At 73.7% G+C, this 24,147-nt stretch carries 23 protein-coding genes; 17 read left to right on the top strand and 6 right to left on the bottom strand.

Translation table 11 applies throughout. The features are described from left to right. Window positions 1-72: 72 nt before the first annotated feature. The 3 genes from ACIGHB_RS29055 to ACIGHB_RS29045 all read left to right on the top strand — a co-directional run bounded on the left by ACIGHB_RS29055 (window position 73) and on the right by ACIGHB_RS29045 (window position 4,202). The gene (locus ACIGHB_RS29055; protein WP_399917031.1) at window positions 73-2,541 is read left to right on the top strand and encodes a SpoIIE family protein phosphatase; all 2,469 of its coding nucleotides are present in this window, start codon (window positions 73-75) and stop codon (window positions 2,539-2,541) included. 46 nt (window positions 2,542-2,587) lie between these two features. Then, a complete protein-coding gene (locus ACIGHB_RS29050) occupies window positions 2,588-2,956 on the top strand; it encodes an STAS domain-containing protein (RefSeq protein ID WP_360309863.1) in 369 nt (122 codons plus the stop codon). Window positions 2,957-3,023: 67 nt separating this feature from the next. Beyond that, on the top strand, window positions 3,024-4,202 hold the full coding sequence (locus ACIGHB_RS29045) for a PP2C family protein-serine/threonine phosphatase (RefSeq protein ID WP_360309865.1): 1,179 nt from the start codon (window positions 3,024-3,026) through the stop codon (window positions 4,200-4,202). A gap of 119 nt (window positions 4,203-4,321) precedes the next feature. On the opposite strand, the gene ACIGHB_RS29040 is transcribed toward ACIGHB_RS29045, so the two are convergent. Continuing rightward, window positions 4,322-4,834 (bottom strand): MarR family transcriptional regulator, encoded by a 513-nt coding sequence (locus ACIGHB_RS29040; protein ID WP_360309867.1) that lies wholly within the window; start codon window positions 4,832-4,834, stop codon window positions 4,322-4,324. Window positions 4,835-4,941: 107 nt separating this feature from the next. Between ACIGHB_RS29040 and ACIGHB_RS29035 the strand changes: the two genes are divergently transcribed. The 9 genes from ACIGHB_RS29035 to ACIGHB_RS28995 all read left to right on the top strand — a co-directional run bounded on the left by ACIGHB_RS29035 (window position 4,942) and on the right by ACIGHB_RS28995 (window position 14,432). After that, on the top strand, window positions 4,942-6,153 hold the full coding sequence (locus ACIGHB_RS29035) for a PP2C family protein-serine/threonine phosphatase (RefSeq protein ID WP_399917028.1): 1,212 nt from the start codon (window positions 4,942-4,944) through the stop codon (window positions 6,151-6,153). A gap of 109 nt (window positions 6,154-6,262) precedes the next feature. Beyond that, window positions 6,263-6,748: an ATP-binding protein gene (locus ACIGHB_RS29030; protein ID WP_399917026.1), complete on the top strand. Its 486-nt coding sequence runs from the start codon at window positions 6,263-6,265 to the stop codon at window positions 6,746-6,748. Between the two features lie 172 nt (window positions 6,749-6,920). Beyond that, the gene (locus ACIGHB_RS29025; RefSeq protein WP_399917024.1) at window positions 6,921-7,328 is read left to right on the top strand and encodes an STAS domain-containing protein; all 408 of its coding nucleotides are present in this window, start codon (window positions 6,921-6,923) and stop codon (window positions 7,326-7,328) included. Continuing rightward, the gene (locus tag ACIGHB_RS29020; protein WP_399917022.1) at window positions 7,325-9,538 is read left to right on the top strand and encodes a SpoIIE family protein phosphatase; all 2,214 of its coding nucleotides are present in this window, start codon (window positions 7,325-7,327) and stop codon (window positions 9,536-9,538) included. Before ACIGHB_RS29025 ends, ACIGHB_RS29020 begins: the two co-directional genes overlap by 4 nt. Window positions 9,539-9,715: 177 nt before the next feature. Then, complete coding sequence (locus ACIGHB_RS29015) at window positions 9,716-11,398, top strand: PP2C family protein-serine/threonine phosphatase (protein WP_399917020.1); 1,683 nt, start codon at window positions 9,716-9,718, stop codon at window positions 11,396-11,398. After that, entirely contained in the window at window positions 11,395-12,504 is a 1,110-nt protein-coding gene (locus tag ACIGHB_RS29010; protein ID WP_399917018.1) for a B12-binding domain-containing protein, read from the top strand. The genes ACIGHB_RS29015 and ACIGHB_RS29010 overlap by 4 nt, the downstream gene beginning before the upstream one ends. Then, complete coding sequence (locus ACIGHB_RS29005; protein ID WP_399917016.1) at window positions 12,501-12,902, top strand: STAS domain-containing protein; 402 nt, start codon at window positions 12,501-12,503, stop codon at window positions 12,900-12,902. The genes ACIGHB_RS29010 and ACIGHB_RS29005 overlap by 4 nt, the downstream gene beginning before the upstream one ends. A 133-nt stretch (window positions 12,903-13,035) precedes the next feature. Further along, window positions 13,036-13,461 carry an SsgA family sporulation/cell division regulator gene (locus ACIGHB_RS29000; RefSeq protein WP_360309882.1) on the top strand — a complete coding sequence of 142 codons (426 nt, stop codon included), beginning with the start codon at window positions 13,036-13,038 and terminating at the stop codon, window positions 13,459-13,461. 128 nt (window positions 13,462-13,589) lie between these two features. After that, on the top strand, window positions 13,590-14,432 hold the full coding sequence (locus ACIGHB_RS28995) for an RNA polymerase sigma factor SigF (protein ID WP_399917014.1): 843 nt from the start codon (window positions 13,590-13,592) through the stop codon (window positions 14,430-14,432). Between the two features lie 71 nt (window positions 14,433-14,503). Here the strand turns inward: ACIGHB_RS28995 and ppk2 are convergent, their stop codons facing one another. The 4 genes from ppk2 to mgrA all read right to left on the bottom strand — a co-directional run bounded on the left by ppk2 (window position 14,504) and on the right by mgrA (window position 17,854). Further along, the gene (gene ppk2, locus ACIGHB_RS28990) at window positions 14,504-15,523 is read right to left on the bottom strand and encodes a polyphosphate kinase 2 (protein WP_360309886.1); all 1,020 of its coding nucleotides are present in this window, start codon (window positions 15,521-15,523) and stop codon (window positions 14,504-14,506) included. Further along, window positions 15,520-15,963: a hypothetical protein gene (locus tag ACIGHB_RS28985; RefSeq protein WP_399917011.1), complete on the bottom strand. Its 444-nt coding sequence runs from the start codon at window positions 15,961-15,963 to the stop codon at window positions 15,520-15,522. The genes ppk2 and ACIGHB_RS28985 overlap by 4 nt, the downstream gene beginning before the upstream one ends. Before the next feature lie 103 nt (window positions 15,964-16,066). Then, a complete protein-coding gene (locus tag ACIGHB_RS28980) occupies window positions 16,067-16,747 on the bottom strand; it encodes a DUF4230 domain-containing protein (RefSeq protein ID WP_399917009.1) in 681 nt (226 codons plus the stop codon). Between the two features lie 114 nt (window positions 16,748-16,861). Then, window positions 16,862-17,854, bottom strand: a complete 993-nt coding sequence (gene mgrA, locus ACIGHB_RS28975; protein ID WP_399917214.1) for an L-glyceraldehyde 3-phosphate reductase — start codon at window positions 17,852-17,854, stop codon at window positions 16,862-16,864. Window positions 17,855-17,991: 137 nt separating this feature from the next. Here mgrA and ACIGHB_RS28970 point away from each other — a divergent pair, with 137 nt between their 5' ends. Then, complete coding sequence (locus tag ACIGHB_RS28970) at window positions 17,992-18,870, top strand: LysR family transcriptional regulator (RefSeq protein WP_399917007.1); 879 nt, start codon at window positions 17,992-17,994, stop codon at window positions 18,868-18,870. Window positions 18,871-18,982: 112 nt separating this feature from the next. Next, window positions 18,983-20,215 (top strand): glycosyltransferase, encoded by a 1,233-nt coding sequence (locus ACIGHB_RS28965; protein WP_399917005.1) that lies wholly within the window; start codon window positions 18,983-18,985, stop codon window positions 20,213-20,215. A gap of 213 nt (window positions 20,216-20,428) precedes the next feature. Here ACIGHB_RS28965 and ACIGHB_RS28960 read toward each other — a convergent pair whose 3' ends face one another. Further along, on the bottom strand, window positions 20,429-21,814 hold the full coding sequence (locus ACIGHB_RS28960) for a TerD family protein (protein ID WP_399917003.1): 1,386 nt from the start codon (window positions 21,812-21,814) through the stop codon (window positions 20,429-20,431). 238 nt (window positions 21,815-22,052) lie between these two features. Between ACIGHB_RS28960 and ACIGHB_RS28955 the strand changes: the two genes are divergently transcribed. From ACIGHB_RS28955 to ACIGHB_RS28945, 3 genes are all read left to right on the top strand, one after another. Beyond that, complete coding sequence (locus ACIGHB_RS28955; protein WP_399917212.1) at window positions 22,053-22,631, top strand: tellurite resistance TerB family protein; 579 nt, start codon at window positions 22,053-22,055, stop codon at window positions 22,629-22,631. 129 nt (window positions 22,632-22,760) lie between these two features. Beyond that, window positions 22,761-22,988 (top strand): DUF6296 family protein, encoded by a 228-nt coding sequence (locus ACIGHB_RS28950; protein WP_360309896.1) that lies wholly within the window; start codon window positions 22,761-22,763, stop codon window positions 22,986-22,988. A gap of 507 nt (window positions 22,989-23,495) precedes the next feature. Then, the gene (locus tag ACIGHB_RS28945) at window positions 23,496-24,101 is read left to right on the top strand and encodes a dihydrofolate reductase family protein (RefSeq protein ID WP_399917001.1); all 606 of its coding nucleotides are present in this window, start codon (window positions 23,496-23,498) and stop codon (window positions 24,099-24,101) included. Window positions 24,102-24,147: the final 46 nt, after the last annotated feature.

Below are 24,147 nucleotides of genomic sequence, written 5' to 3'. Positions count from 1 at the left end.
CCGGACCGGCCCGCGCCCCCTCCCCGCACACCGCGGCCCCGGGGCCGCCCCGACCGAGGAGTCGACGAGGTGATGGACCCCCGCTACACGGGCGGAGATCCGTCCGCCGATCCCGGCGCGCCCGCGGTCTTCGAGGGCGCGGTCCCGGCCCCCGACGACGGCGCGGGCGCGGTCCCGGCCCCCGCCGACGGCGCCGCGTCCGCCGACGGCCGGCTGGCCGCCACGGTGGAGCGGCTGCGCGGCGAGGTGCGCGCCGCGCACGCGGCGGCCGAGGGCCGTGCCCTGATCGAGGTCGCCAAGGGCGTCATCGTCGAGCGCCTCGGCTGCGGGCCCGCCCAGGCGGCCCGCCAGCTCGCGGAGCTCGCCGACCGGGCCGGACTGTCCCGGCTGGAGCTGGCGGCGGACATCATCAACCAGGCGGCCCGGGACCGGATGGCCGAGGTGGCCGACGACTTCGTGAGGACGGCCGTCGGCGAGCCGGGCACCACCGCCCCCGCCGCCTCGGTGGCCGTGCGGCTGCGTACGGCGGAGAGCGCGGCGCTCAGCGCCGGTGACACCCAGGCCGTCGCCGAGTCGCTGCTCACCCACGCCCTCGAACCCCTCGGGGCCGTCGCCGTCGCGATCTGGACCACCGGCCCGGACACCTCGCTGAGCCTGCGCGGCCACGCCGGCTTCGGTCTCGACGAGGCGGCCCGCTGGCACTACGTACCGCCGGGGGTGACCACCGCGGCCCGCCAGGCGCTCACCGGGCGCAGCACCGTCCGGTACGCCTCCCTGGCGGCCGCGGGCATCCCCTCGATCGGGCGCGCGCATCATCCCGAAGGCGGCCGGGTCGTCGTCCCCGCCGGGACCGGCGGCCGCATCCACGGTGTCCTGGAGATCTGCTGGGCCCGTCCGCTCGGCCCCCTGCCGCAGGCCGTGGAGCGGCAGATCGAGGCCCTGGCCGAGCTCTGCGCCCACACCCTGGAGGCACTGCCCGAGGCCGCCCCCGGCGGTTTCGCCGGCGGGACCGGCGGGACCGGCGGGGACGGCGCGCCGGCGCTGGCCGAGCTCTCCGACGGGCTCTACGACCCCGCCCTCGTCCTGACCCCCCACCTGGACGAGGACGGGCGGCTCGTCGACTTCCGCATCCGGCACGCCAACGCGCACTTCCAGGACCCGGCCGGACGGCCCCGCGGTTCCGTCGACGGGGCTCTCCTCCTGGAGGCGTACCCGGCGACGGCCGGCGGGAGCGAACTCTTCGACCGGATCGAACGCGTCTACGCCACGGGCGAGCCGTTCCGCGCCCGCCGGATCCGGCTCACCGCCCTGGTGGACCAGGTGCCGCTCGACTCGCTCGCCGACATCAGCATCAGCCGGTTCGGCACGGGCGTCCTCCTCATCTGGCGCGTCGAGGACGAGTCGGCCCGCCTGGCCAGTCTCCTCCAGCACGCGCAGCGGCTCGGCCGGGTCGGCGCCTTCGAGGAGGACGTCGTCGCGGGGGAGATCACCTGGCACGGCCAGCTCTTCGAGCTCTTCGGCCGCAGGCCGACGGAGCCGCCGGTCGCCTTGCGCGACCTCGCCGCGCACGCCCACCCCGACGACGCGGAAACCATCCGCCGCTTCCTCCAGAAGGTGCTCTATCAGCGGCGGGTGGGCTCCACCGCCTTCCGCATGCTCCGTCACGACGGCGTGACGCGGCACATCCGGGTGACCGCCGAACCGGCCCTGGGCACGGACGGCGGTCTCCAGGCCGTCCGGGGCGCCTACCAGGACATCTCGGCGCAGCACTGGACCGAGGTGGCCCTCACCGCCACCCGCGACCGGCTGGCGGCGACGGAGGAGGCGGCCGAGGAACGCAACCGGCTCACCCTCCAGCTCCAGCACGCCATCATGCCGCCGGCCAAGCCACCGCTCGACGCGCCCGGACTCGACGTCGCCGTGCGCTACCGCCCGGCCGAGACCGAGTCGCTGGTCGGCGGCGACTGGTACGACGCGGTCGTGCTGCCGTCCAAGAAGGTGCTCCTGTGCGTCGGCGACGTCGCCGGCCACGGCGTGGAGGCCGCCACGGGGATGGTGGTGCTGCGCAACGCGCTCCGCGGCCTCGCCGTGACGGGCGCGGGCCCGGGGCAGCTGCTCTCCTGGCTCAACAGCGTCGCCCACCACCTGACCGCCCACGTCACGGCCACCGCGGTGTGCGGGATCTACGACCCCGAGAGCCGTACCCTGCGCTGGGCACGCGCGGGACACCTCCCGCCCGTGCTGGTCCGAGGGGAGGACGCGGTCGACCTGCCGCTGCTGCGCGGGCTGCTGCTGGGGGCCCTCGCGGAGGCCGAGTACGAGGAGTCGGAGCTGCGGCTCGAACCCGGCGACACGGTGCTGATGTACACCGACGGGCTCGTCGAGCGGCGGGACACCGCCGTCCACGACTCCGTCGCCCAACTGCTCACGGTCGCCCGGCAGCCGACCCACAGCCTCGAACGCCGGCTCGACCACCTGCTGGAGCGCAGCAAGTCGGACACGGACGACGACACGTGCGTGGTCGGCGTCCAGGTGTCCTGACCCCGTCCTTCCGTCCCCACGACCGCCCCCATGGAAAGCAGGAACTATGTCCGAGCGAGAACCGAATCTGGATGTCGGCGTCGAGATCCGTGACGACCGCACGGCCGTACTGACCGTGGCGGGCGAGCTGGACATGGAGACGGCGGGCCGTCTGCAGGAACGCCTGTCGGACCAGTTCGGCGAGGGACGGCGCCGTCTCGTGCTGGACCTGTCCGACCTCGACTTCATGGACTCCTCGGGGCTGAACGTCCTGATCAGAGCCGTCAACCGGGCGCGGGAGGACGGCGGCGACCTGTATCTCGCCGCGCCGACCCCGGCCGTGCGACGCATCCTGGAGATCACCGGCGTGACGACCACGATCCCGCCGTTCGGCGGCGTGGCGGACGCGCTGGCCGCGGCCGGCGGCGCGAGATAGCGGACGGGCGGCCCGGTCCCCGTGCACGGGACCGGGCCCGGAGATGAGGGAGAGGGAGAGGGAGACCGTGCACGAGATCGCCGAGATCGAGCAGGCGCTCCGCCGGGCGGCCCCACACCAGCTCGTGGGTGTCGTCGAGGACGCCCTGAGGGAGCACCGAGGGGTGCGGCGGGTGGAGCTCCGTCTGGCCGATTACGGCCTGCGGACGCTCCAGCTCGTCGGGCACGCCTCGGGGGCGGACGATTCCGCGGTCCCGATCCACGACAGTCCCCAGGGGCGCGCCTTCGGTGCCCAGGAGCCGTACGTCGTCCGGGATCCCGGGGCGCTCCGGCTCCATCTGCCGGTCACCGTGCGAGGGGACCGGCTGGGGGTGCTGACGGCGGATCTTCCCCCGGAGGCCGACCTCAGGCCGCTGCTCCCCGCGCTCGCCCAGGTCTGCGAGGCCCTCGGCCACGAGATCCTGGTGGCCGAGCGCGACACGGACCTGTACGTCCTGGCCCGGCGCGCGGCGCGGCTCACGCTCGCGGCGGAGATGCAGTGGCAGCTGCTGCCGGGCCGTTCCTGCGCGCGTCCGGAATTCGCCCTGGCCGCGCATCTGGAGCCCGCCTACGCCATCTTCGGCGACAACTACGACTGGTCGGTCTCGGACGGCCGGCTGACCCTGACGGTCACCAACGGCATGGGGGAGGGCATCGAGGCTGCCCTCCTGACGAACCTCGCGATCAACGCGCTCCGCAACGCCCGCCGGGCCGGTCTTCCGCTGGCGGACCAGGCCGCGCTGGCGGACCAGGCCGTGTACGCCCACTACCGGGGCGCGGCCTTCGTGTCGGTGCTGCTGCTCTGCTTCGACCTGGCCACGGGCGAGGTGGAGGCCGTGGACGCCGGGTCGCCCCGGCTGTGGCGCCAGCGGGGGCAGGCGGTGGAGCCCGTCGGCTTCGAGGCGCAGCTGCCCCTCGGCATGTTCGAGGACACCGTGTACGTCCCCGAGCGGTTCGCCGTGCGGCCGGGCGACCGGCTGCTGTTCGGCAGCGACGGCGTGTACGACGCGGTCTCGCCCGCGGGGGAGAGCTACGGGGACCGGGCGCTGGCCCGGGCCCTGCGGGGTACGCGTCTGCTGCCGCCCACGCTCGTGCCGCAGGCGGTGCTCCGGGAGCTCGCCGTCCACCACGGCGCGAGCCCGTTGGAGGACGACGCCCTGGTCGTCTGCCTCGACTGGCACGGCACCGCGTCAACAGTTGCCGTGTGACAACTGTATCCTTGGGGCAACACCTGGCGGGGTGCCCGGAAGAACGCCGTCAAGGACGACCAGAGGTGGCAATGAGGACATGGGGTGCGCGCACGGCCGGAGTCGGCGCCGCGCGGGGATCAGGCGGAACTGACGTCCTTCAGCGACGTGCTTCCCGGTGACGAGGCGGTCGCCCCGCCCCCTCCCACGGCCTCGTGGAACCCGGTGAGCCCCCGCAGCAGCGCCTTGCGGCTCGTCGGTGACATGTCCGCGATGACCGCGAGCAGGGCCTCCTCGCGCTGGGCCCGGAGGTCCCGCAGGTACGCCTTGCCGTGCACGGTCAGGTGCAGCTCCAGCTGCCGCCGGCTCACGGGACTGGGCAGCCGCTGCACAAAACCCAGCGCCTCCAGCCGGTCGCACATGCGGCTCACCGAAGGGGGAGCGGACCCGAGCAGCTCGCCCAGGGTGCGCAGGCTGATGCCCTCCTCGCGGTCCAGGCTGTACAGCACGCGCAGCTGACTCGCCGAGACCGGTGTCGACGACACCATGTCCCGGCCGCGCTCCCACAACACCTCCAGCAGCTCGATCAGCTCCCGGGCGGCCTCTGCCGTCCGCTGCGGCTCCCGCGGCGACGGGGCTGGGTTGACGTTCATGCCTGCCGACACTCCTCGGACGTCCGGGGCCGGGGACGTCGGCCCTGCGACCGACCGGTCATCTCCACATCTCTCCAGAAGGCGGTACGGATCCGGTGGATCGACACGTGACAGTGGAAAGCGCACTGCGCGGGGCGGCACCACACCTCCTCCTGGACTCCCTCCGTACCAGTCTCGCGCACCTGTACGCCGCGACCTGTGCCGACCTGCTGCTCGTCGACTACGGATTCACGACCCTGCGCCCCGTCGAGCCCGTGCAGACACCCGCCGGGATGCCGGCCGTACCCGTGCACGTGGGCCCCGCCGGCCGCGTCCTCCGCACCCAGCAACCATATCTATTCCGAGATGTCGGGCCCACGGCGACCGTTTACCTTCCCGTCACGGTCCGCGGCGACCGGTTCGGCGTCCTGCTCGTCACCCTGCCCGCGGACCGCTCCGGCCCCACCACCACCGCGAGCCTCGCCCGGGTCGCCGAGACCCTCGGACACGCCCTGCGCGTCGCCGACCGCCACACCGACCTCTACCGCCGCACCCGCAGGACGCGCGCCCTCAGCGTCGCGGGCGAGATGCAGTGGGACACCCTCCCGGGCCGGGCCTGCACCGGACCGGCCTTCGCCCTCCACGCCCACTGGGAACCCGCCTACACCTCCGGAGGACACCTCCTCGACTGGAGCGCCACCGAGCGGGAACTGCTGATCGTCGTCGCCGACGGCGCCGGGCCCGGCACCCCCGCCGCCCTGGCCAGCACCCTCGCGCTGACGGCGATCCGCAACGCCCGGCGGGCCGGACTCGACCTGGAGACCCAGGCCAGCCTCACCGACCAGGCCCTCTACGGGCAGTACCGGGGCAAACACCCGCTCGCCGCCCTGCTGCTCCGGCTCGACCTGACCACCGGCGAGGCCGAGGTCGTCGACGCCGGATCACCGGAACTCTGGCGCATCCGCTCCACCGCGACCGAGCGCATCGAACTGGACCGCCAACTGCCCCTGGGCATGTTCGAGGACACCGTCTACACCACCCAGCGCCTGCGCCTCCAGCGCGGTGACCGCCTGGTCTTCGTCGCCCACGGCGCCACGGAGGTCCCGGCCGGCGGGGAGCACGAAGCGCCGGACGGACCCGTCGCCCGCGCCCTCGCCGGCGACGGCGGCCGGAAGGGCGCGGACGTCCCCAGGGCCGTCGTACGGGCGTTGCGTCGCGGGGCGCCCCCTGGCGTGCCGGACGCCGTCCTCGTACTCTGCCTCGACTGGCACGGCCACGACGCCGAAACGCCCGGCACGGGACGGCACGGCGGCCCCGCGCAGGGGCCGGGCTCCCCCTGACGCGCGGCCGACGGGTGCCATCCGCGGTACAGGCGGTGTGGGATCGGTGAAGAGGGGAAAGGCGGGTACGAGGAGCCCAGCCGCCGATCACGAGGGGAGTACGAGCGCCATGACGGACGCGATCACCGCGGAGCGCCCGGTGCCGGAGCCCCTGCTGTCCGCGGGGGCCGTCTACGACGACGGCTTCCGCGGCGGGGCGATCGCGGCCGCCCGCGCCTTCACGGCCGACCTCCTCGCGGCGGCCCCGACCGTGCTGCCGGGACCGGTCGCCGACGAGCGCGTCGAACTCGCGCAGCTGGTGGTCAGCGAACTCGTCACCAACGCGATCCGGCACACGTCCGGCCCCTGCCGCCTCCTCCTCGAACTGGGCCGCGACGCCCTGGAGATCTCGGTCTTCGACCACGGCGCCGCCGCCCCCGTCCCCCGCGGACACGACCCCCGCCGCATCGGCCAGCACGGCGTCGAGATCGTCCTCGCCGTCTGCGAGAGCCTGACCGTGGAACCCGCCCCGGAAGGGAAACGGGTCCGTGCCCGCCTCTCCCTCCTGCCGGACCACGCCGAGGCGGCGCACCCGCCGGAAGGGCGCCCGCGTTGACACACCGGCAGGCGACCCCGGACAGCCGGACCGGCACGACCGGGACCGTCACGCCGAAACTCCCCGCTCCGCCGTGAATCCGGCGGACCGGGGAACGCGGAAGGGACAGTGATCTCCGGGCCGCCCCCAGGCCGGGACGTACATCGCAAGCGGCGCACGGAGGAAGTCGAGGGTGTTCTCGGTCGACATCGGACAGGAGGAGCGGGGCACGGTGCTGCTGCTCCGCGGCGAGCTGGACTTCGACAGCGCCGTCCAGCTGGACGAGGTCCGGCGGACGGGCCCGGTCTCCGGCGACGGCCAAGGGCCCGTCGTGGCCGACCTCGCCGCCCTGACCTTCTGCGACTCCAGCGGCGTCAGCGCCCTGCTGCGCCTCTACCAGCACCTCTCCGCCCGGGGGAGACCCCTCCGGCTCGCCGCCGTACCGCGAACCGTCCAGCGCCTGTTCGCCCTGACCGGCCTGGACCAGATCTTCACCATGCACGCCGGCGTGCACGAGGCACTCGCCGCGGGACCGGCCGGGCCGGACACCGCACCCGGAGCCGGAGCACCGGCGCGGCCGAACAGGAAAGAGAGCGCATGAGGCGCGTACCGGGTCAGCACCCCCACCGGCCCGACCCGGCGGAGGACTTCGGTCGTGCCGCCGCCGGCCCGGCGGAGGACGACCTCAGAGCCCTGTTCGGCGAAGCCACCGCCGTCTTCGCCTCCCTCGCCGGACCCGCCCACCTCGTCGAGAGCGCCAACCCCGCCTTCTTCGACGCGATCGGCGCGGGCCCGCGCGGCCGCACCGACGTGCCCCTCGCGCAGCTGCTGCCCGGGCTCGCCGGCCAGGAACTCATCGGCCTGCTCGACCGCGTGTACCGGTCGGGCACCTCCCGCACGAGCCGCGACGCCCGGGTGCTCCTCGCCGACGGCGCGGAGCACCGGGAGGCGTTCTTCGACTTCAGCTACGAGCCCCGCGTCGACACCGGCGGCAACGTCACCGGCGTACGGGTCATCGGCGTGGAGACGACACAGGTCAAGCAGGCCCAGAGGTTCACGGCCGAGCACCGCGTGCTCCTGGAACAGATCGCCCGGCAGGCGCCGCTGAGCGAGGTCCTGGACGGAATGGCGCGCGCGATAGAGGAACTGTCGCCCGAGGACCTCGTCGTCTCCGTCCTCCTCGCCGACCGCGACGGCCGGCGCCTCCTCCACGGCGCGGCACCCAGCCTGCCCGACTTCTACAACCGGGCCGTCGACGGGATCGACATCGGCGAGGGCGCCGGGTCCTGCGGCACCGCCGCCCACCGCCGCGAGCCCGTCGTCGTCGCCGACATCGCCACGGACCCCCTGTGGGACGACTTCCGCGACCTGGCACGGCAGGCCGACCTGTCCGCCTGCTGGTCCACCCCCGTCCTGGGACGCGACGGCGCCCTCCTGGGAACCTTCGCGATGTACCACCGCGCCCCCAGGCTCCCGCAGACGGCCGACCTCGCCCTCGCCCGCCTCTTCGCCGACACCGCGGCACTCGCCGTGGAGCGGCACCAGGAGGAGGCGGCCCGCAGGGCCGCCGAGACCCGCGAGCGGGAGGCCCGCGAGGACCTCGCCTTCCTCCTCCAGGCCAGCACCGCCCTCACCGTCGACCTCGACGCCGTCCAGACCCTGGAACGGCTCGCCGCCTCCTGCGCCCCGCGCCTGGCACCGCTGTGCGCCGTCGACCTCGTGGAGAACGGGCGCCTGCACCGCGTCGCCACGGCCGCCCCGGACGAACGGCAGCGGCGGGTCCTCGCCTCCCACATCCCGGTCTACGACTCCGACGACGACGCCGTCGCCCGGGTCCTCGCGACGCGCGCGAGCGAGATCGCCCGGCGCGCGCCCACCGGACCGGGCCCCTGGCGGGACCTCGGCGTGACGGGCTACCTCTGCATCCCGCTGCTCGACCGCGGCACCGCCTTCGGCACCGTGACGCTGCTCTCCACCGAGGCGGCGCCCTTCGACGGACACCGCGTGGCCCTCGCCGAGGAACTCGCCCGCCGCGCCGCCTCCGCCGCCCGCAACGCCCGCCAGTACACCCACCGGGTGACCCTCGCCCGCGACCTCCAGGCCGGGCTCCTCATGCCGGAACTCCCCGACGTACCCGGCGCGGACGTGGCCACCTCCTACCACCCCGCCGGGGAGGGCCTCGACATCGGAGGCGACTTCTACGACGTCTTCCCGCTGGGCGACGGCCGGTGGGCGTTCCTCCTCGGCGACGTCTGCGGGCGCGGCGCCATCGCCGCCACGACCACCGCCCTCGTCCGCCACACCGCCCGGGCCGTCGCCCCCCTCCTGCCCGGCCCGGAGGAGGTCGTCGCGGCCGTCAACCAGGCCCTCGTCAACCGGCCCGGCAGCCACGGCACCGGCTTCGTCACCCTCGTGTGCGGCCGGCTCACCCCCACCGGCCACGGACTGGACGTCGAACTCGTACGGGCCGGCCACACCCTGCCCCTCCACCTCGACGCCCGCCACACCACCCGCCTCGTCGACGCCCCCGGATCCCTGCTCGGCATCTCCCCCGCCACCGACGTCGTCTCCCGCACCGTCCATCTCGACCCGCACGAGAGCCTGTTGCTCTACACGGACGGCATCACGGAGGCCCGTGACGGCGACGGCGAGCAGTTCGGCGAGGAACGCCTCGCCGAAGCCGTCGCCGGCACCCCGCCCCGCCCCTCGGCCCAGCAGGTCGTCGACGCCCTCACCCAGGCCGTGCGCGCGTTCACCGGCGGACACGAGATCGACGACGACCGGGCGGTCCTCGTCCTCACTGCCACGTGAGGGCCCGCCTCCGGTGAAGCTCCTGTGCCGAAACCGTGCGGGTGTCGCGCGGAAGCACGGGGCGCGTACCGGAGGAGGGGGGTTCACTTGCCGTGCGGCGCCCGCTCCGCAAGGCTGGACGGACGAGCTGTCGTCGAGTGGGAAGGTGGCGGGCCACCACACACGGGCCACGCTCTTATGACTGTTTTCGAAGACGAGTCCGGCCGTTCCCGGGAAACCGCGGGAACGGCGGGCACCTCCTGGCACGGCTCGCCCCATCCCGCCGTGGTGGCCGACCGGCAGGGCGGCGTCGTGGAGTTCAACGCGGCGGCGGCCGACCTCTTCCCCCGGATGCGGGTCGGCACATGGCTGGACGAGGTCGTCCCGGGATGGCTCGCCGACGCCCACCGACGCCTTGCCCACCCGGCGCCCGCACCGGCCGCCGCGGCGGCGGCGCGGGCGGGACCCGCCCCGCTGCGCGGCAGCCACGACGGCCGGCTCCTGCGAGCCCACCCCACCGATTCCGGTCACGGAGACGTGGCCTGGTGGCTCGTCGACGACTCCGACCTGACGGCCGCACAGGACGCCCTGCGGACCGAACGGGAGCGTCACACCCTCCTGGCCGAGGCGTCCACGCAGCTGCTGGCCTCCCTCAACCCCGACCGCTGCCTGGAGACGGCCGCCCTGCTCGCCGCCGCCCACCTCGGCGACGCGGCCCTCGTGATCTCCCCGCCCGTACGGAACCGCTACACCGTGGTCACCGCCATGGACGGCGGCTTCGAGCGGAGCCAGCTCACCCTGGACCCGGCCCTCGTACCGGGACTCGCCGAGGCCCTGCAAGGCTTCCCGCCGGTGCCCGCCCGCTGGATCGACCCCGCCGAACTCCCGGACTGGGCCGTGCCCGACGGCTTCGGAGGGCCCCCGGGCGCCGTCGCCATCACCGCGCTGCCCGGCCACGGCGTGCCCGCCGGAGCCCTGATCCTGCTGCGGCGCGGCGGGCGGCCGGCCTTCGAGGCGTCCGAGGAGCTCTTCGCCCGCCTGTTCGCCGCCCGCGCGGGCGCCGCCCTCTCGGCCGCCCGCCTCTACACGGAACAGGCCCGCATCACCCGCGCGCTCATCGCCGAACTCCTCCCGCCGCAGCTCCACCACGTCGGCGGCGTCGACTTCGCCGGCGGCTACCGCACCTCCCAGGACACCGAGCGCATCGGCGGCGACTTCTACGACGTGCACGCCGGCACCGAGGACGGCCAGGAGACGCTCGCCGTCCTCGGCGACGTGTGCGGCAAGGGACTGGACGCCGCCGTGCTCACGGGCAGGATCCGCAGCACCGTACAGGCCCTGCTGCCCCTCGCCGACGACCACCAGTCCGTCCTGCGGCTGCTCAACGGCGCCTTGCTGACCGCCCGGCACACCCGCTTCGCCACCCTCGTCCTGGCCTCGGTACGGCGCGCGGGCAGCCAGGTGCGGCTCCGGCTCACCAGCGCCGGCCACCCCCGCCCGCTCATCCTGCGCGCCACGGGCGAGGTGGAGGAGGCGGACACCGCGGGCACCCTGGTGGGCGCCCTGCCCGTCGTCTCCAGCCGATCCGCGACCGTCCACCTCCTGCCCGGCGAGACGTGCCTGCTCTACACCGACGGGATCACCGAGGCCCGTGGCGGGCCGCTCGGCTCGGCCATGTTCGGCGAGGACCGACTGTGCTCCGCGCTCGCCGAATGCGTGGGCCTCCCGGCCGAGGCCATCGTCGAGCGCCTGCAGATGATCGCGGGGGACTGGGTGGGCCACGGCCCCCACGACGACATGGCGGTCGTCGCCATCACCGCGCCGCACACCCACCATCTCTCCGCGGTGAACGGCCACACCCGGGGCAGGTACACCGCGTGAGCACGCAGACCACCACCCCCTCGACCACCAGCCTCGCCGCCACCCGCCGACAGTTGTGGACGGCCCTGGAAGCACGGGACGAACCGGCGGCCGCCGCGGCCGTCCTCGCCGCCCACGACACCGGCGTACCGGCCGAGGACCTCCTCCTCGACGTGATCGGCCCGACCCAGGCCAGGATCGGCGCGGAGTGGGCCGCCGGCCGCATCGGAGTCGCCCAGGAGCACGCCGCGACGGCCATCCAGGACCGCGTCGTCGCAGCCCTCGCCCACCGCGCGGCGGACGCGCGCGGCCCCCGGCCGGAGACCGGTACGACGCCCCGGCACATCACCGTCGCCTGCGTCGACGGCGAGTGGCACGCCCTTCCCGCCCGCCTCCTCGCCGAGGTCCTGCGCGGCCGGGGCTTCTCCGTCGACTACCTCGGGGCACACGTCCCCACCCCCCACCTCATCGCGCACCTGCACGAGACCGGCACCGACGCCGTCGCGCTCTCCGCCTCGCTGCCGCTCCGGCTCCCGACCGCCCACGCCGCCGTCACCGCCGTCCAGGCCATCGGACTCCCCGTCCTCGTCGGCGGAGCCGCCTTCGGGCCCGACGGCCGGTACGCCCGCCTGCTCGGCGCGGACGGATGGGCACCGGACGCCCGCGCCGCCGCCCGCCTCCTCGCCGCCGGCCCGCCGCGTCCCCGCACGGCCCGGCCCGCCCCCGGCGGCGACCTGTCCCATCTGGCCGACCAGGAGTTCACCCTGGTCACGCGCGCCCGCACCCAGCTCGTCCGCCACGTCCTCGAGGGCCTCGACGCCTCGGTCCCGGCCATGGCCGCGTACACCGAAAGGCAGCGGGAGAGGACCGCGGAGGACATCGCTCACATCGTCGACTTCCTCGCCGCGTCCCTCTACACCGACGATCCCGAGCTGTTCACCGGCTTCACCACCTGGACCGCCGCGATCCTCCGGGCCCGCGGCGTCCCGGGCACCGCCCTGGCCGCCGCCCTCGACCTGCTCGCCGACGCCCAGCACGACTTCCCCCGCGCGCGGTCCCACCTCGCCGCCGGGCGCCTCGCCCTCCTCCGCGTACCCGCCCCACCGGCCCCGGGACCCCGCTCGTGAACACCCCCGACCACACCTTCGCACTCCGGACCGTCACCGCCCCCGACGGCGTCCTGTACGTGACACTCGCCGGCGACCTGGCCTGGGACAGCGCCGACGAGTTGACCGACACCGCACGCGCCCACCTCGACGCGCCCGCCGCCCCGACGGACGTCCGCGTCGACTGCGCCGGACTGACCCTGTGCGACTCGATGGGCCTGTCCGCCCTGCTGACCCTCCACCGGCTGGCCGCCGCCGCCGGCGTCCGGCTGCACCTCGACCGCAGACCGCCCTTCCTCGACCGCATGCTCCTGATCACCGGCACGTACGAGCACCTGACGGGCCGGTCCGAGACCGCGGGACCCGACGGCGACACCCCCAGCGGCACGGTGCGGGGCCCCCGCCCCACCGGCCCCTGACAGCCCTTCACAAGCTTCACGCGATCCCCACGCCATCTCCACATCCGCCGCGCCGTCACGAGGTGTATCAGGGGCGGGACGGGTCAAGCGGACACCGCACCCGCTCGCTGACAGCCCCTCAGCCGGAGGACCCATGTACCAGCATCCCGCCGCGCCGCTCCCCGCACCGCGCGTCCTCACCCAGCCGATGGCCATGGAACTGCTCACCGCCGACGCGGCGGTCAGGGTCGACACCACCGTCGGCTACGACTCCCGCGACCCGCACGCCCTGAGCATCGCCTTCCACCTCCTGGGCGAGGACGCGGTGGTGTGGCGCGTCGACCGGGAGATGGTCCTCACCGGATCGCTCCGGCCCACCGGCGACGGCGACGTCCTGATCCGGCCCGCCCCCGACGGAACACTCCTGCTGCGCCTCGGGCCGGCGGGCGGGCGCGCCGTCGTCAGGTGCGACCAGGAGGCGCTCGCCCGCCTCGTCCGCGAGACCTTCGTCCTGGTGCCCCAGGGCACGGAGGAACACCACATCGACTGGGGGCCGCTGCTCGCGTCCCTCAGGCGCTAGAAAACCGATCGAATCAGTTGAGGAATCATGGGTGTGGACAGAAGAACTCCGGGTATGCGGGCAACCTCAGGGGCGCGCGTCCCGGTTCGGGACCTACGTGAGAGGGGAACGGTGTGACGGTCACCACGATGCCGGTAGCGGGAGTCGAGGTCGGTGCGGGGACGCTGCCGGAGATCCCGGACACGTCGGCGGTCGCGCCGAAGGACGCGCGGGCTTTGTCGAAGGTGTTCTTCCGGGAGCTCGCGGTGCTGGAGGAGGGGACGCACGAGTACCAGTACGCGCGGAACACCCTCATCGAGATGAACATGAGCCTGGTGCGTTACGCGGCCGGGCGGTTTCGTCATCGTGCGGACGAGATGGAGGACATCGTCCAGGTCGGGATGATCGGCCTGATCAAGGCGATCGACCGGTTCGAGCTGTCGCGCGAGGTCGAGTTCACCACCTTCGCCGTTCCTTACATCGTGGGTGAGATCAAGCGGTTCTTCCGGGACACGTCGTGGGCGGTGCATGTGCCGCGCCGGCTCCAGGAGGCGCGGGTGGAGCTGGCGAAGGCGACGGAGGAGCTGAGTACGCGGCTCGGTCGTACGCCGACGGTGAAGGAGCTGGCCGAGCTGATGAGCCTCACCGAGGCAGAGGTGACCGAGGCGCGGCTGGCGTCGAACGGGTACAACTCCTCGTCCCTCGACGCCGCGCTCGGCGGTGACGAGGAGGACGGCGACGCGTCCCTGGCCGACTTCATCGGCGCCGAGGACCCCGCGATGGAGCTGGTGGAGGACTTCCACGCACTGGCCCCGCTCATCGCGGACCTGGACGAGCGCGACCGCCACATCATCCATCTCAGGTTCGTCGAGGAACTCACCCAGGCCCAGATCGGAGAACGCCTGGGCTGCTCCCAGATGCACGTCTCACGACTGCTGTCCCGCACCGTGAAGCGCCTGCGCGAAGGGCTGCTGGGCAGCGGCGCCGCCTGAGCCGCCCTCCCGCACGGCTCCAGGGGTTCCGCACCGGACGACTGTCCGGTGCGGAACCCCTGGAGCCTTTCTCACGCCGTCGGGTGATGGCCCCGGCCCACCGGAGGCCCGGCCAGCGGTGTCGGGGAGAGCGCCGACGGCTCCTCTCCCGGTTCCAGGAGCGTGTCGGCGGCGCCCACGATCAGGGGATCGGGCAGCCCGACGGCCTCGGCGTCCTTGCTGTCGTAGTCGATCCGCCACAACAGATAGCGCATTGCCTCCAGCCGCCCCCGCCGCTTGTCGTTGCTCTTGACCACCGTCCACGGCGCGTCGGTGGTGTCGGTCGCGCGGAACATCTCGACCTTCGCGGCGGTGTACGCGTCCCACCGGTCCAGCGAGGCCAGATCCGTCGGCGACAGCTTCCACTGGCGGACCGGGTCCACCTGCCGGATCGCGAACCGGGTGCGCTGCTCGGCGCGGGAGACCGAGAACCAGAACTTGACCAGGATGATGCCGTCCTCGACCAGCATCGACTCGAAGGCGGGGCACTGCCGGAGGAACAGCGCGTGCTCCTCCTCCGTGCAGAAGCCCATGACCTTCTCGACACCCGCGCGGTTGTGCCAGGAACGGTCGAAGAACACGATCTCGCCGCGTGCCGGCAGATACGGGACGTACCGCTGGAAGTACCACTGCCCCGCCTCCCGTTCGGTCGGCTTGTCCAGGGCGACGATCCGCGCCCCCCGGGGGTTGAGCCGCTCCGTGAAGCGCTGGATCGTGCCGCCCTTGCCCGCCGCGTCCCGCCCCTCGCAGATCACGACCAGCCGGGCACCCGTCTCCTTGACCCAGCGCTGCAGCTTCAGCAGCTCGATCTGCAGGACCCGCTTGGTCCGTTCGTACTCGCCGCGACGGATCTTCCGCTCGTAGGGGTAGTTCTCGCGCCAGGTCCGGATGGGGAGCCCCCGCGCGTCCAGCAGAACGGGCTGCTCCGGGCGGCTGGTGTCCACGCTCAGCCCGTCCAGCAGGCCGTCGGCGGGGTCGCCGGCAGCGGCGTCGGAGGCTGCGTCGGACGCGTCGTCGGGACGGGCGCCGACGGGGCCGCCGGCGTCGCTCATGCGTCGGCTCCTTCCGCCGGGGCGTGGTCGGGGTGACCGGGCGTGCGCCGGTCCTTCTGGAGACGGGCCTCGAAGCGGTGCTCCCGGCCACCGGCAAGCGCCGACACCGCGGCGCGCTCGACCGCCCGGAACGGCTCGTAGTAGGTCTCGTTGTAGGCGTCGACGATCTGGTACGTCCAGCTGCCCGGGATCACGTTGCGCCCCAGGAGCTCCGTCTCCACCCGGTCCGCCCAGGCGTGGTGCCCGGCCGCCCGCAGGAGCATCACCGCCCGGTCGAGCTCGAAGTCGGCGGTGCCGGTCAGCTGGTGGAAGCCGTACAGATGGCCCCGGGCGCGCTCCACGGTCTCCAGGGCCTTGGACAGCGAACCGAGGGCCTCGACCGTGGTGGCGTCCGGTGCGGTGGGGCCGGGGCGGGCCCGCTCGTCGTCGTGGGAACTCATAGGAGCCCCTTGCCCCGGCGGAGGAGAGCTCCGCGCGTGTCCCGCGTCACACAACCCGGACGGCGCAGTACGACTCCGCTCACATGAAGCAGTACGACTCCGCTCACACGAAGGTGACGGTCACCCGCTCGAAGCCGAGGCCCCCCAGGAGTTCCCGCAGCATCGCGGCGGTGTTCCGTTCCGCCCGTGAGGTCAGGTCGGACGCGCGGGCGGCGTCGCCGATCCGCTCCGCGGCGAGGACGTGGACGGCCTGTTCGCTGGCGGGGTTGTCGGAGAAGAGGTCGCCCAGTCGGTCGAGCAGACCCCGTTGCTTGGACACGGCGTAGGAGTGTTCGGGATCGAGCGCCGCGTCGGTCAGCCGGGCGTGGGGCAGGCGGAGGGTGGCTTCGGTCCGGTCGGCGTCGACGGTCACGGCGTCGTCGTGCAGACCGCCGAGGTCCACGTAGGCGCTGACGCTGCCGGTCGCCACGTACAGGGTGCGGGTGCCGCGGATGGCGTCCGGCAGGAACCGGGCGTCGTGTTCCAGGTCGACCACGATCTGGTACGTCCCGGCCGCGCCCTCGTACCGGCTCAGGTCCTGGACGGACTTCAGGACGGCGGGGCCGGAGCGGTCCTTCACGTCGGTCCCGAAGACGTCCAGGCCCGGGAGCCTGAAGAGCTGGCCGATCACCATGAGGGCGACGGCGACCACCAGCAGGGCGGCGACGGTGAGGCGCCACTTCCCTCCGGGGCGCTTCCACGGACGGCGGGGCGGCGAGGGTCTGTTCTCGGGCTCATCTCCCATGCGGGCCGGATGCCCGACTCCGCCGCTCCCACACTCAACTGCGGCTGAAAAATGCTCGGTTGGGGCTCCTGTGGTCGGAGGTTCGGAGGAGAACGCCGGTTTCGGCCCCGGGGGTCACGGCCCGACGAGGTCGTCGATGCGAGCCAGTTCCGCGGCATCGAAGTCGAGGTTCTTCAGGGCGGCCACGCTGTCGTCGAGCTGGTGGGTGCTGCTCGCTCCGATCAGGGCCGAGGTCACGCGCCCCCCGCGCAGCACCCAGGCCAGGGCGAGCTGGGCCAGCGACTGACCACGGCCCTCGGCCAGGGCGCTCAGGGCCCGCAGCCGGGTCACCAGGTCCTCGGTGACGGCCTCGCGCCGCAGGAAGGGGCTGTCGCTCGCGGCCCGGGAGTCGTCGGGAATGCCGTTCAGATAGCGTCCGGTGAGCAGGCCCTGCTCCAGCGGGGAGTAGGCGATGGAGCCGACCCGCAGGTCGTCGAGCGCGTCCAGCAGGCCCTCGGTCTCCGGGCGCCGGTCGAGCAGGGAGTAGCGCGGCTGGTGGATGAGGAGCGGGGTGCCGAGCTCGCCGAGGATGCGGGCGGCCTCGCGGGTCTGCTCGGCGGAGTAGTTGGAGACGCCGACGTACAGGGCCTTGCCCTGCTGGACCGCCGAGTGCAGGGCGGCCATCGTCTCCTCCAGGGGAGTCTCCGGGTCGAAGCGGTGCGAGTAGAAGACGTCGACGTAGTCCAGGCCCAGGCGGTCCAGGCTCTGGTCGAGCGACGACAGGAGGTACTTGCGCGAACCCCACTCGCCGTACGGGCCGGGCCACATCAGGTAGCCGGCCTTCGTGGAGACGACCAGCTCGTCGCGGTGGGGCGCGAAGTCCGTCGCGAGGACCGCGCCGAGGGCGGACTCGGCCGCGCCGGGCGGCGGGCCGTAGTTGTTCGCCAGGTCGAAGTGGGTGATCCCGAGGTCGAAGGCGCGGCGCAGGATGGCCCGCTGGCCCTCCGCCGTCCGGTCGGGACCGAAGTTGTGCCACAGGCCCAGCGACAGCGCGGGCAGCTTCAGGCCGCTGTTCCCGGTGCGGCGGTAGGGCATGTGGGCGTAACGGTCGGGGTGTGCGGCGTACAACACGGCTCCATGAGGTCGAGGGAGGAGTGCGGGCGGCAGCCCGCCCGCGGGGCGGGCCGTGCACCAATCTGCACCCGCACGGGGTCATCGGTCCAACAGGAGAATCCGATGGGATTCAGCGGATAAGCTGCACAATCATGGAACTGCGCCACCTCCAGCACTTCGTCGCCGTCGCCGAGGAACAGCACTTCACCCGCGCCGCGGAACGGCTGATGGTGTCCCAGTCGGGCCTGTCCGCCTCCGTCCGGGCCCTGGAGCGGGAGCTGTGCGCCCCCTTGTTCGTACGGACCACCCGGCAGGTGACCCTCACCGAGGCCGGACGGGCGCTGCTGGGCGAGGCCGAGCGGATCCTGGCCCAGGTGAGGACCGCGCGCGAAGCGGTGGCGGCCGTGCAGGGAGTGCTGCGCGGCACGCTGACGCTGGGCACCGAGCAGTGCATCGCCGGCGTCTACGCGGCGGGGCTGCTGGCCTCGTTCCGCCGGCGGCACCCGGACGTGGAGATCCGGCTGCGCCAGTCCGGATCCCTGGACCTGGCCGAGGAGGTCGCCGGCGGCCGCCTCGACCTGGCCTTCGCCTACCGCCCGTGCGCCGACTCCGACCAGCTGCGCTCCCTACCCCTCGCCACCGAGCCGATGACCCTGCTGTGCCACCCCGACCACCCGCTCGCGACGGCCGGGGCGCCCCTCGCGCCCGCCGACCTTGCCGCGGAGGTCTTCGTCGACTTCCATCCCGACTGGGGTCCGCGCCGGGCTACCGACGCCGCCTTCGCCGTCGCGGGCGTACGACGCAAGGTGGCCCTGGAGGTCAACGACGTCCACAGCCTGCTCGACCTGGTCGACGAGAACCTGGGAGTGGCCGCCGTCCCCCGCCACTTCCGGCACAAACGCGAGGCCCTGCGCGCCCTGCCCGTGCGGGGCGTCCCGGCAACCGTCTACGAAACGGTCGCGCTGCTGCCGCCCCCGCAGGCCACCAGCCCCGCCGCCCGCGCCCTGATGGCCCTGCTCGAACGGTCCTGAAGCCGACTTCGCCGGGCGCGGGGCCCGCGGTCCGGTGCCCGCCGGCGGATTCCGTCGATCGTGTGGGCGGGTCCCCGGCGTGGTCGCGTGCCGGGCGGGGCACGCTGGTGGCGTGCGTATCGTGATGATGACGGCGGGGTCGCGCGGTGACGTCGCGCCGTTCACAGGTCTGGGTGCCGGTCTCGTACGGGCCGGGCACGAGGTGCTCCTGGCCACGCACGGGGTGTTCGAACCACTGGTGGCGGGGTCGGGGGTGGGCTTTCGTCCGCTGCCGGTGGACCCGCGCGCCGAGCTGCACTCCGTGCGGGGCCGACGGCTGCACGACGCCAGGACCGGGGCCGGGAAACTCGTCCGGCTGGTGTCGATGGCGCGCCGATCGGTCGACGAGATGACGGCGGCCCTGGTGGACGCGGCGCGCGAGGGCGAGGTCCTGCTGGTCGGCGGCGCGCTGGGCCCGCTCGGGTACGCCATCGCGGAGGGACTTTCGGTGCCGGCTCTGGGGCTGCACCTCCAGCCGCTCCATCCGACCGGTGACTTCCCGGCGCCCGTCCTGGGAACCAGGCCGCTGGGCGCGGTGGGAAACCGCTTGAGCGGCCGGGCCGTCATGGCGTCGGTGGACCTGATGTTCCGCGACGCCCTGCGTTCGCTGCCGCGTCGCCATGGGCTGGCGGCGCCGGCGGGGGGCCGGGCCCGGCGGTCGTGGCCCGTGTTCCACGGCTACAGCGAACTCGTGGTCCCCCGGCCCAGGGACTGGCCCGCCGGGCTGGTGGTGTCGGGGTACTGGTGGCCGCACGAGACACCGGACGGTCGCCTGCCGACAGAGACGGAGGACTTCCTGGCCGCCGGCCCTCCGCCGGTGTTCGTGGGCCTGGGCAGCGCCACCGTCCCCGATCCCCGGCGGGTGAGCCGCGAGATCGTCGCCGCGCTCAGGGCGGCCGGGGTACGCGGGATCGTGCAGAGCGGCTGGGCGGGTCTGGACGTCCGGGGCGACGACGTCCTGACCGTCGGCGAGGTGCCGCACTCCCTGCTGTTCCCCCGGACGGCCGCCGTCGTGCACCACGCGGGAGCGGGCACCACCGGCGCCGTCCTGCGGGCCGGGGTGCCCTCGGTTCCCGTCCCGGTCCAGTTCGACGCGGCCTTCTGGGCCTCCCGACTGACCACGCTGGGCACCTCCCCCGGCGCGGTGCCCCTGCGCCGACTGACCTCCGACACCCTGGCGGAATCCCTGCGCCGGGCGACGCGCAACGACTCCTATGCCACGAGTGCCCGCGCACTGGCCAAGGGCCTCGCGGCGGAGGACGGCGTGGCACCGGTACTGGGGGCGCTGGCGCGCCTGACCGGGTGACCAGCCGGAACCTGCCGCTCGATCCGCACCGCCGGAACACGCGCGATCGGGCATGAGCCCGACAGCCGACACGGCGGCGGCGCGAAGTCCCTGCGGGTGCGCCCCTGCGGGTGCGCCCTTGCCGGTGCGGTCCTGAGGGCCGCCCTTGCCGGTGCGGGCCTGCGGGCCGCTGGCATCCGCAGCCGGACCGGCACCTCACCCGGCGGGACGCCCTCAGCGTGCCGTCCGGCGCCAGAACCTGCCCGAGCCGCGTTCCTTCGGCGGGCGGACCTCCAGGGTCCAGTCGCCGTCGGCGCTCCTGACGTGCACGAGCAGCGGTCCCGCCGGCAGCTCCCTGGTGTCCTTGGGGCGACGGCTCGCCGCGTTGGCGAGCAGGCGGTCGCGGCCGTCCGGGGCATGACCCTTCACGAGGAAGTACTCGTGACCGAAGGTGTGGAGCGTGGACGTGAGCCGGCCGGCGGGCCCCGTGTGGAGCAGCACGTCCGCGCCCCGGCCCTTCGCGCCCCGGCCGAGTTCCTCCACGACGCTCACCGGACGGACGGCGATCGTCCACTCCCGGCCCGCGGCACCCACGCGCAGGCGCAGCGGGCTCCTGCCGCTGTGGCGCAGCACGGACCGGCCCTCGAAGTCCTCCAGGGTCGTGTTCGCGAGGAGGACGTCTTTCTGGCCGTGCTCGTCCAGGCTGTGCACGCTGAAGTAGCCGTCACCCCTCCGGACGGAGTCGACCACCACGTAGCCGGCGGGAATCGGCACGTCGACCGTGAGCGTCTTCCCGCCCCTGCCGCTGCGGACGAACTCGGGGAAGTCCCCGCCGAAGACGCCCAGGTCCGACGCCGGGCGGCCGGTCCGCTCAGGGACCTGGACGGCGAGCGGTTCCAGGAGGGCATCCGGCTCCAGGAGGGCATCCGGTTCCAGGTCGGCAACCGGCTCCAGTACGGTAACCGGCTCCAGGTCGGCGGCCTCCGCTTCCCGGACCTTCGCCAGAAGCTCCTCGGGGATGGCCTCCGGCGGCGCGCCGACCGGCGCCGCCGGCCCGTCGTCGAGGGCGGTCTCGTCGAGGTCCGGGTCCCTGCCCTCGACGCCGAAGTCCTCCGCAAGCCCGACGAGTCCGGAGTCCCACCCCTGGCCCACGGCGCGGAACTTCCACGCCCCGTCGCGCCGGTAGAACTCGCCGAGCACGAACGCCGTCTCGGTGCTCGCGTCATCGACCTCGTACAGCGCCAGTTGCTCCCCCGTACCGGCGCTGATCGTCCGTATGTGGAGCCCCGGCACCTGGCCGAACGTCCCCGCGTCGGTGGAGGCGCTGATGACGATGCGGTGGACGGCGGGCTCCACCAGCGCCGTGTCGACCTCCAGCCAGTCGGCGACACGGTGCTGCTCGTCACGCACCTGCCCGATGTGCCGCACGGCGCCGGACGGATGGGTCAGCTGGTTGTAGAAGACCAGGTCGCCATCGCCCCTGACCCGGCCCGTGGCGTCGAGCAGCAGCGCCGAGGCGTCGACCTCCGGCACTCCGTCCCCGGCCGCCCGCCGAACGACCGCGATCCGCCACACCTGCCCGGGGACCGGCAGGTTTCCCCCCTTGACGATCTTTGTCACGCCGTCATGCTGGCACGCGACCGCCCCGCGTGCCTAGGTGCCGACGAGCCCGCCGGGCGAGGCGGACGGCGGACGAGGCCGGTCGGCGGCAGACGAGGCCGGCAGGCGGCATGTGCGCAGAGGAGGCCGATTCCTCCGCGCGGGCGGAACTTCACGGCATACGGATGGCGTTGGCAGGGTGACGCACGATGACGCGCGTCCGGTGAGGCACGACATGGCAGAAGCCGAGGTGGCACGAGTGGCGATGTGGGATCGGATCAAGGACCAGGCGACCAGAGGTCTGCAGCAGGCTCAAGGGATGCGTGGCGGCTCCCCGGGCCACGGGCCGTCCGGCGCGCGGGCCGGGACAGGGTCCGGCACAGGGTCCGGCGGCGGATCCAGGGCCGAGCTCGTGAGCGCGCTGAAGCTGCAGCTCACCTCGCTGAAGGCGGAGCTGAAGAGCGGCGCCTTCCGGGACGCCAGCATGGCCATGTGCGCGTTGGTGGCCGCGGCCGACGGCCGGATCGACCCGGCCGAGCGCCAGCACGTCGAATCGCTCATCCTCACCAACGACGTCCTCCAGAACTTCCCCGCCGACCAGCTCCGCCAGCGTTTCAACAAGCACGTCGACCAGCTGTCGGCCGGCTTCGTGATCGGCAAGGCGTCGGTGCTCCAGGAGGTCGCCAAGGTGGCGAAGAAGCCCGCCGAGGCGCGCGCCGTCATCCAGACCGGCATCGTGGTCGCGGGTGCGGACGGCTACATCGAGCCCGCCGAGGAGCAGATCATCCGCGAGGCGTGTGCGGCCCTTGGCCTGTCGGCGGCGGAATTCGGCCTCTGACCCGGGCACCGGTTACCCCCGCGTACCCGTACCCGTACCCGTGCACCCGGGATCCCGCGTACCCGCGCACTGTGGTGAACAGGCGGGTGGCCCGTATGGGGGTCACGATGGAAGAGGGTGGTGGCATCGATGGAGTACCCCGAGACATACGAGCTGGTCTTCAACGAGTCGGCGGTGGCTGACGACGTGGTCGTGGTCCGCCGCACGGATCGTGCCGGGCCGGGTGGCTGCCCGGTCTACGAGGACGATACGGGCATCGTGCGCGCGGAGATCAGCGAGCACGGCGACGTCCGCATGCTCGCGACCGGCGGTCACCAGGCCCACGCCTTTCCGGTGACGGCCCGCGCGCGGCGGTAGAGGCGGGCTGAAGGACCCGGTTCGTTGCCCTGCGTACCCGCTCCCATCGACCTCGCGCGCGCCCGCCCCGCCCGGTCGGCCGGCGCCGGTAGGGGAGCGGAGTCGACCGGGGCCGGGGGGTCGGTCTCCACCCGGAGCGGGCCGCCTCTCGGACGGGGCGAGCCCGGCGGGGGAGCGGATTCCGCGCCCGCAGTCCAGCCCGCGGACCCTCGCGCGCAGCCGCCGGCGGGATCGCGGCGGCGGTCGGCCCGATGCCGTACCGGGAGCAGGCGGTGATCGGGCCGAGCCGGCGGGGAGCCGGGGGCGCATGCACTGCCTCGTACCGGCGTCCCGGATGGCGTGGAGTCGGCGCGCGGGTCCGCTTGGAGGCCGCGAGGAGTCCAGCCCCCGCCCACCTGATCGGCCGCGACATCCGGGGTTTCTCGTCGCTTCACAGCGTGGCCGATGAGTTTGTGGCTTCCGGCCGGTCCAATCTGGTGACTCGACTCCCTGGGAAAGGACAGTGCCGTGTCGGAGCTACTCGTCGATTTCATCACCTCTCTCGACGGTTACGCATCGGGGGAGGGATGGCCCGGATTCTGGGGCCTGGAAGGCCCCGAGTACCTCGCGTGGCTCGGTGAGCAGCCCGAGGTCACGTACCTGATGGGGGCGAACACCTACCGCCTGATGTCGGGCTTCGCCGCGGGCGAGGTCCCGTCGGGCCAGGACGAGTTCAGGCCCGAGGAGGAGGCGTCCGTCGGCGAGCTCACGCAAGCGTCCAAGGTGGTGTTCTCCTCCTCGCTCAAGGAGCCGCTGACCTGGGACAACTGCACGCTCGTCCGTGACGACGCCGTCGAGACGGTCCGCGCCATGAAGGCGAGCGGTTCGGGGCTCCTGAGCACCATCGGCAGCCTCAGCCTGTGCCGGTCGCTGCTGCGGGCCGGACTCGTCGACCGCTTCCGGGTCGTGATGTTCCCGGTGATCACCGGGGCCACGGGCGCGGAACGCATCTACGACGGCTATCCGGACGTCGCCCTCGACATGACCGAGCACCGCACCTTTGACGGCCGCATCCAGCTGGTCGAGTACAAGCCCCGCGTGCTCGAACACCCACCGCTCGCCGCCCCCGCGTGACCGTGCCCGCCTGACCGTCGGCCAGTCCGTCGTTCCGTCCATCTCT

It is taken from the genome of Streptomyces sp. NPDC085460, from assembly GCF_044541975.1.
Classification (GTDB): domain Bacteria; phylum Actinomycetota; class Actinomycetes; order Streptomycetales; family Streptomycetaceae; genus Streptomyces.
This window is presented reverse-complemented; position numbering and strand designations above follow the sequence as displayed.

Bases quoted from the DNA above. Each gene is read 5' to 3' on its own strand.
- ACIGHB_RS29055 (WP_399917031.1), top strand. From the start codon at position 73: ATGGACCCCCGCTACACGGGCGGAGATCCGTCCGCCGATCCCGGCGCG.
- ACIGHB_RS29050 (WP_360309863.1), top strand. From the start codon at position 2,588: ATGTCCGAGCGAGAACCGAATCTGGATGTCGGCGTCGAGATCCGTGAC.
- ACIGHB_RS29040 (WP_360309867.1), bottom strand. From the start codon at position 4,834: ATGAACGTCAACCCAGCCCCGTCGCCGCGGGAGCCGCAGCGGACGGCA.
- ACIGHB_RS29030 (WP_399917026.1), top strand. From the start codon at position 6,263: ATGACGGACGCGATCACCGCGGAGCGCCCGGTGCCGGAGCCCCTGCTG.
- ACIGHB_RS29020 (WP_399917022.1), top strand. From the start codon at position 7,325: ATGAGGCGCGTACCGGGTCAGCACCCCCACCGGCCCGACCCGGCGGAG.
- ACIGHB_RS29015 (WP_399917020.1), top strand. From the start codon at position 9,716: ATGACTGTTTTCGAAGACGAGTCCGGCCGTTCCCGGGAAACCGCGGGA.
- ACIGHB_RS29000 (WP_360309882.1), top strand. From the start codon at position 13,036: ATGTACCAGCATCCCGCCGCGCCGCTCCCCGCACCGCGCGTCCTCACC.
- ACIGHB_RS28995 (WP_399917014.1), top strand. From the start codon at position 13,590: ATGCCGGTAGCGGGAGTCGAGGTCGGTGCGGGGACGCTGCCGGAGATC.
- ppk2 (WP_360309886.1), bottom strand. From the start codon at position 15,523: ATGAGCGACGCCGGCGGCCCCGTCGGCGCCCGTCCCGACGACGCGTCC.
- ACIGHB_RS28985 (WP_399917011.1), bottom strand. From the start codon at position 15,963: ATGAGTTCCCACGACGACGAGCGGGCCCGCCCCGGCCCCACCGCACCG.
- ACIGHB_RS28980 (WP_399917009.1), bottom strand. From the start codon at position 16,747: ATGGGAGATGAGCCCGAGAACAGACCCTCGCCGCCCCGCCGTCCGTGG.
- ACIGHB_RS28970 (WP_399917007.1), top strand. From the start codon at position 17,992: ATGGAACTGCGCCACCTCCAGCACTTCGTCGCCGTCGCCGAGGAACAG.
- ACIGHB_RS28950 (WP_360309896.1), top strand. From the start codon at position 22,761: ATGGAGTACCCCGAGACATACGAGCTGGTCTTCAACGAGTCGGCGGTG.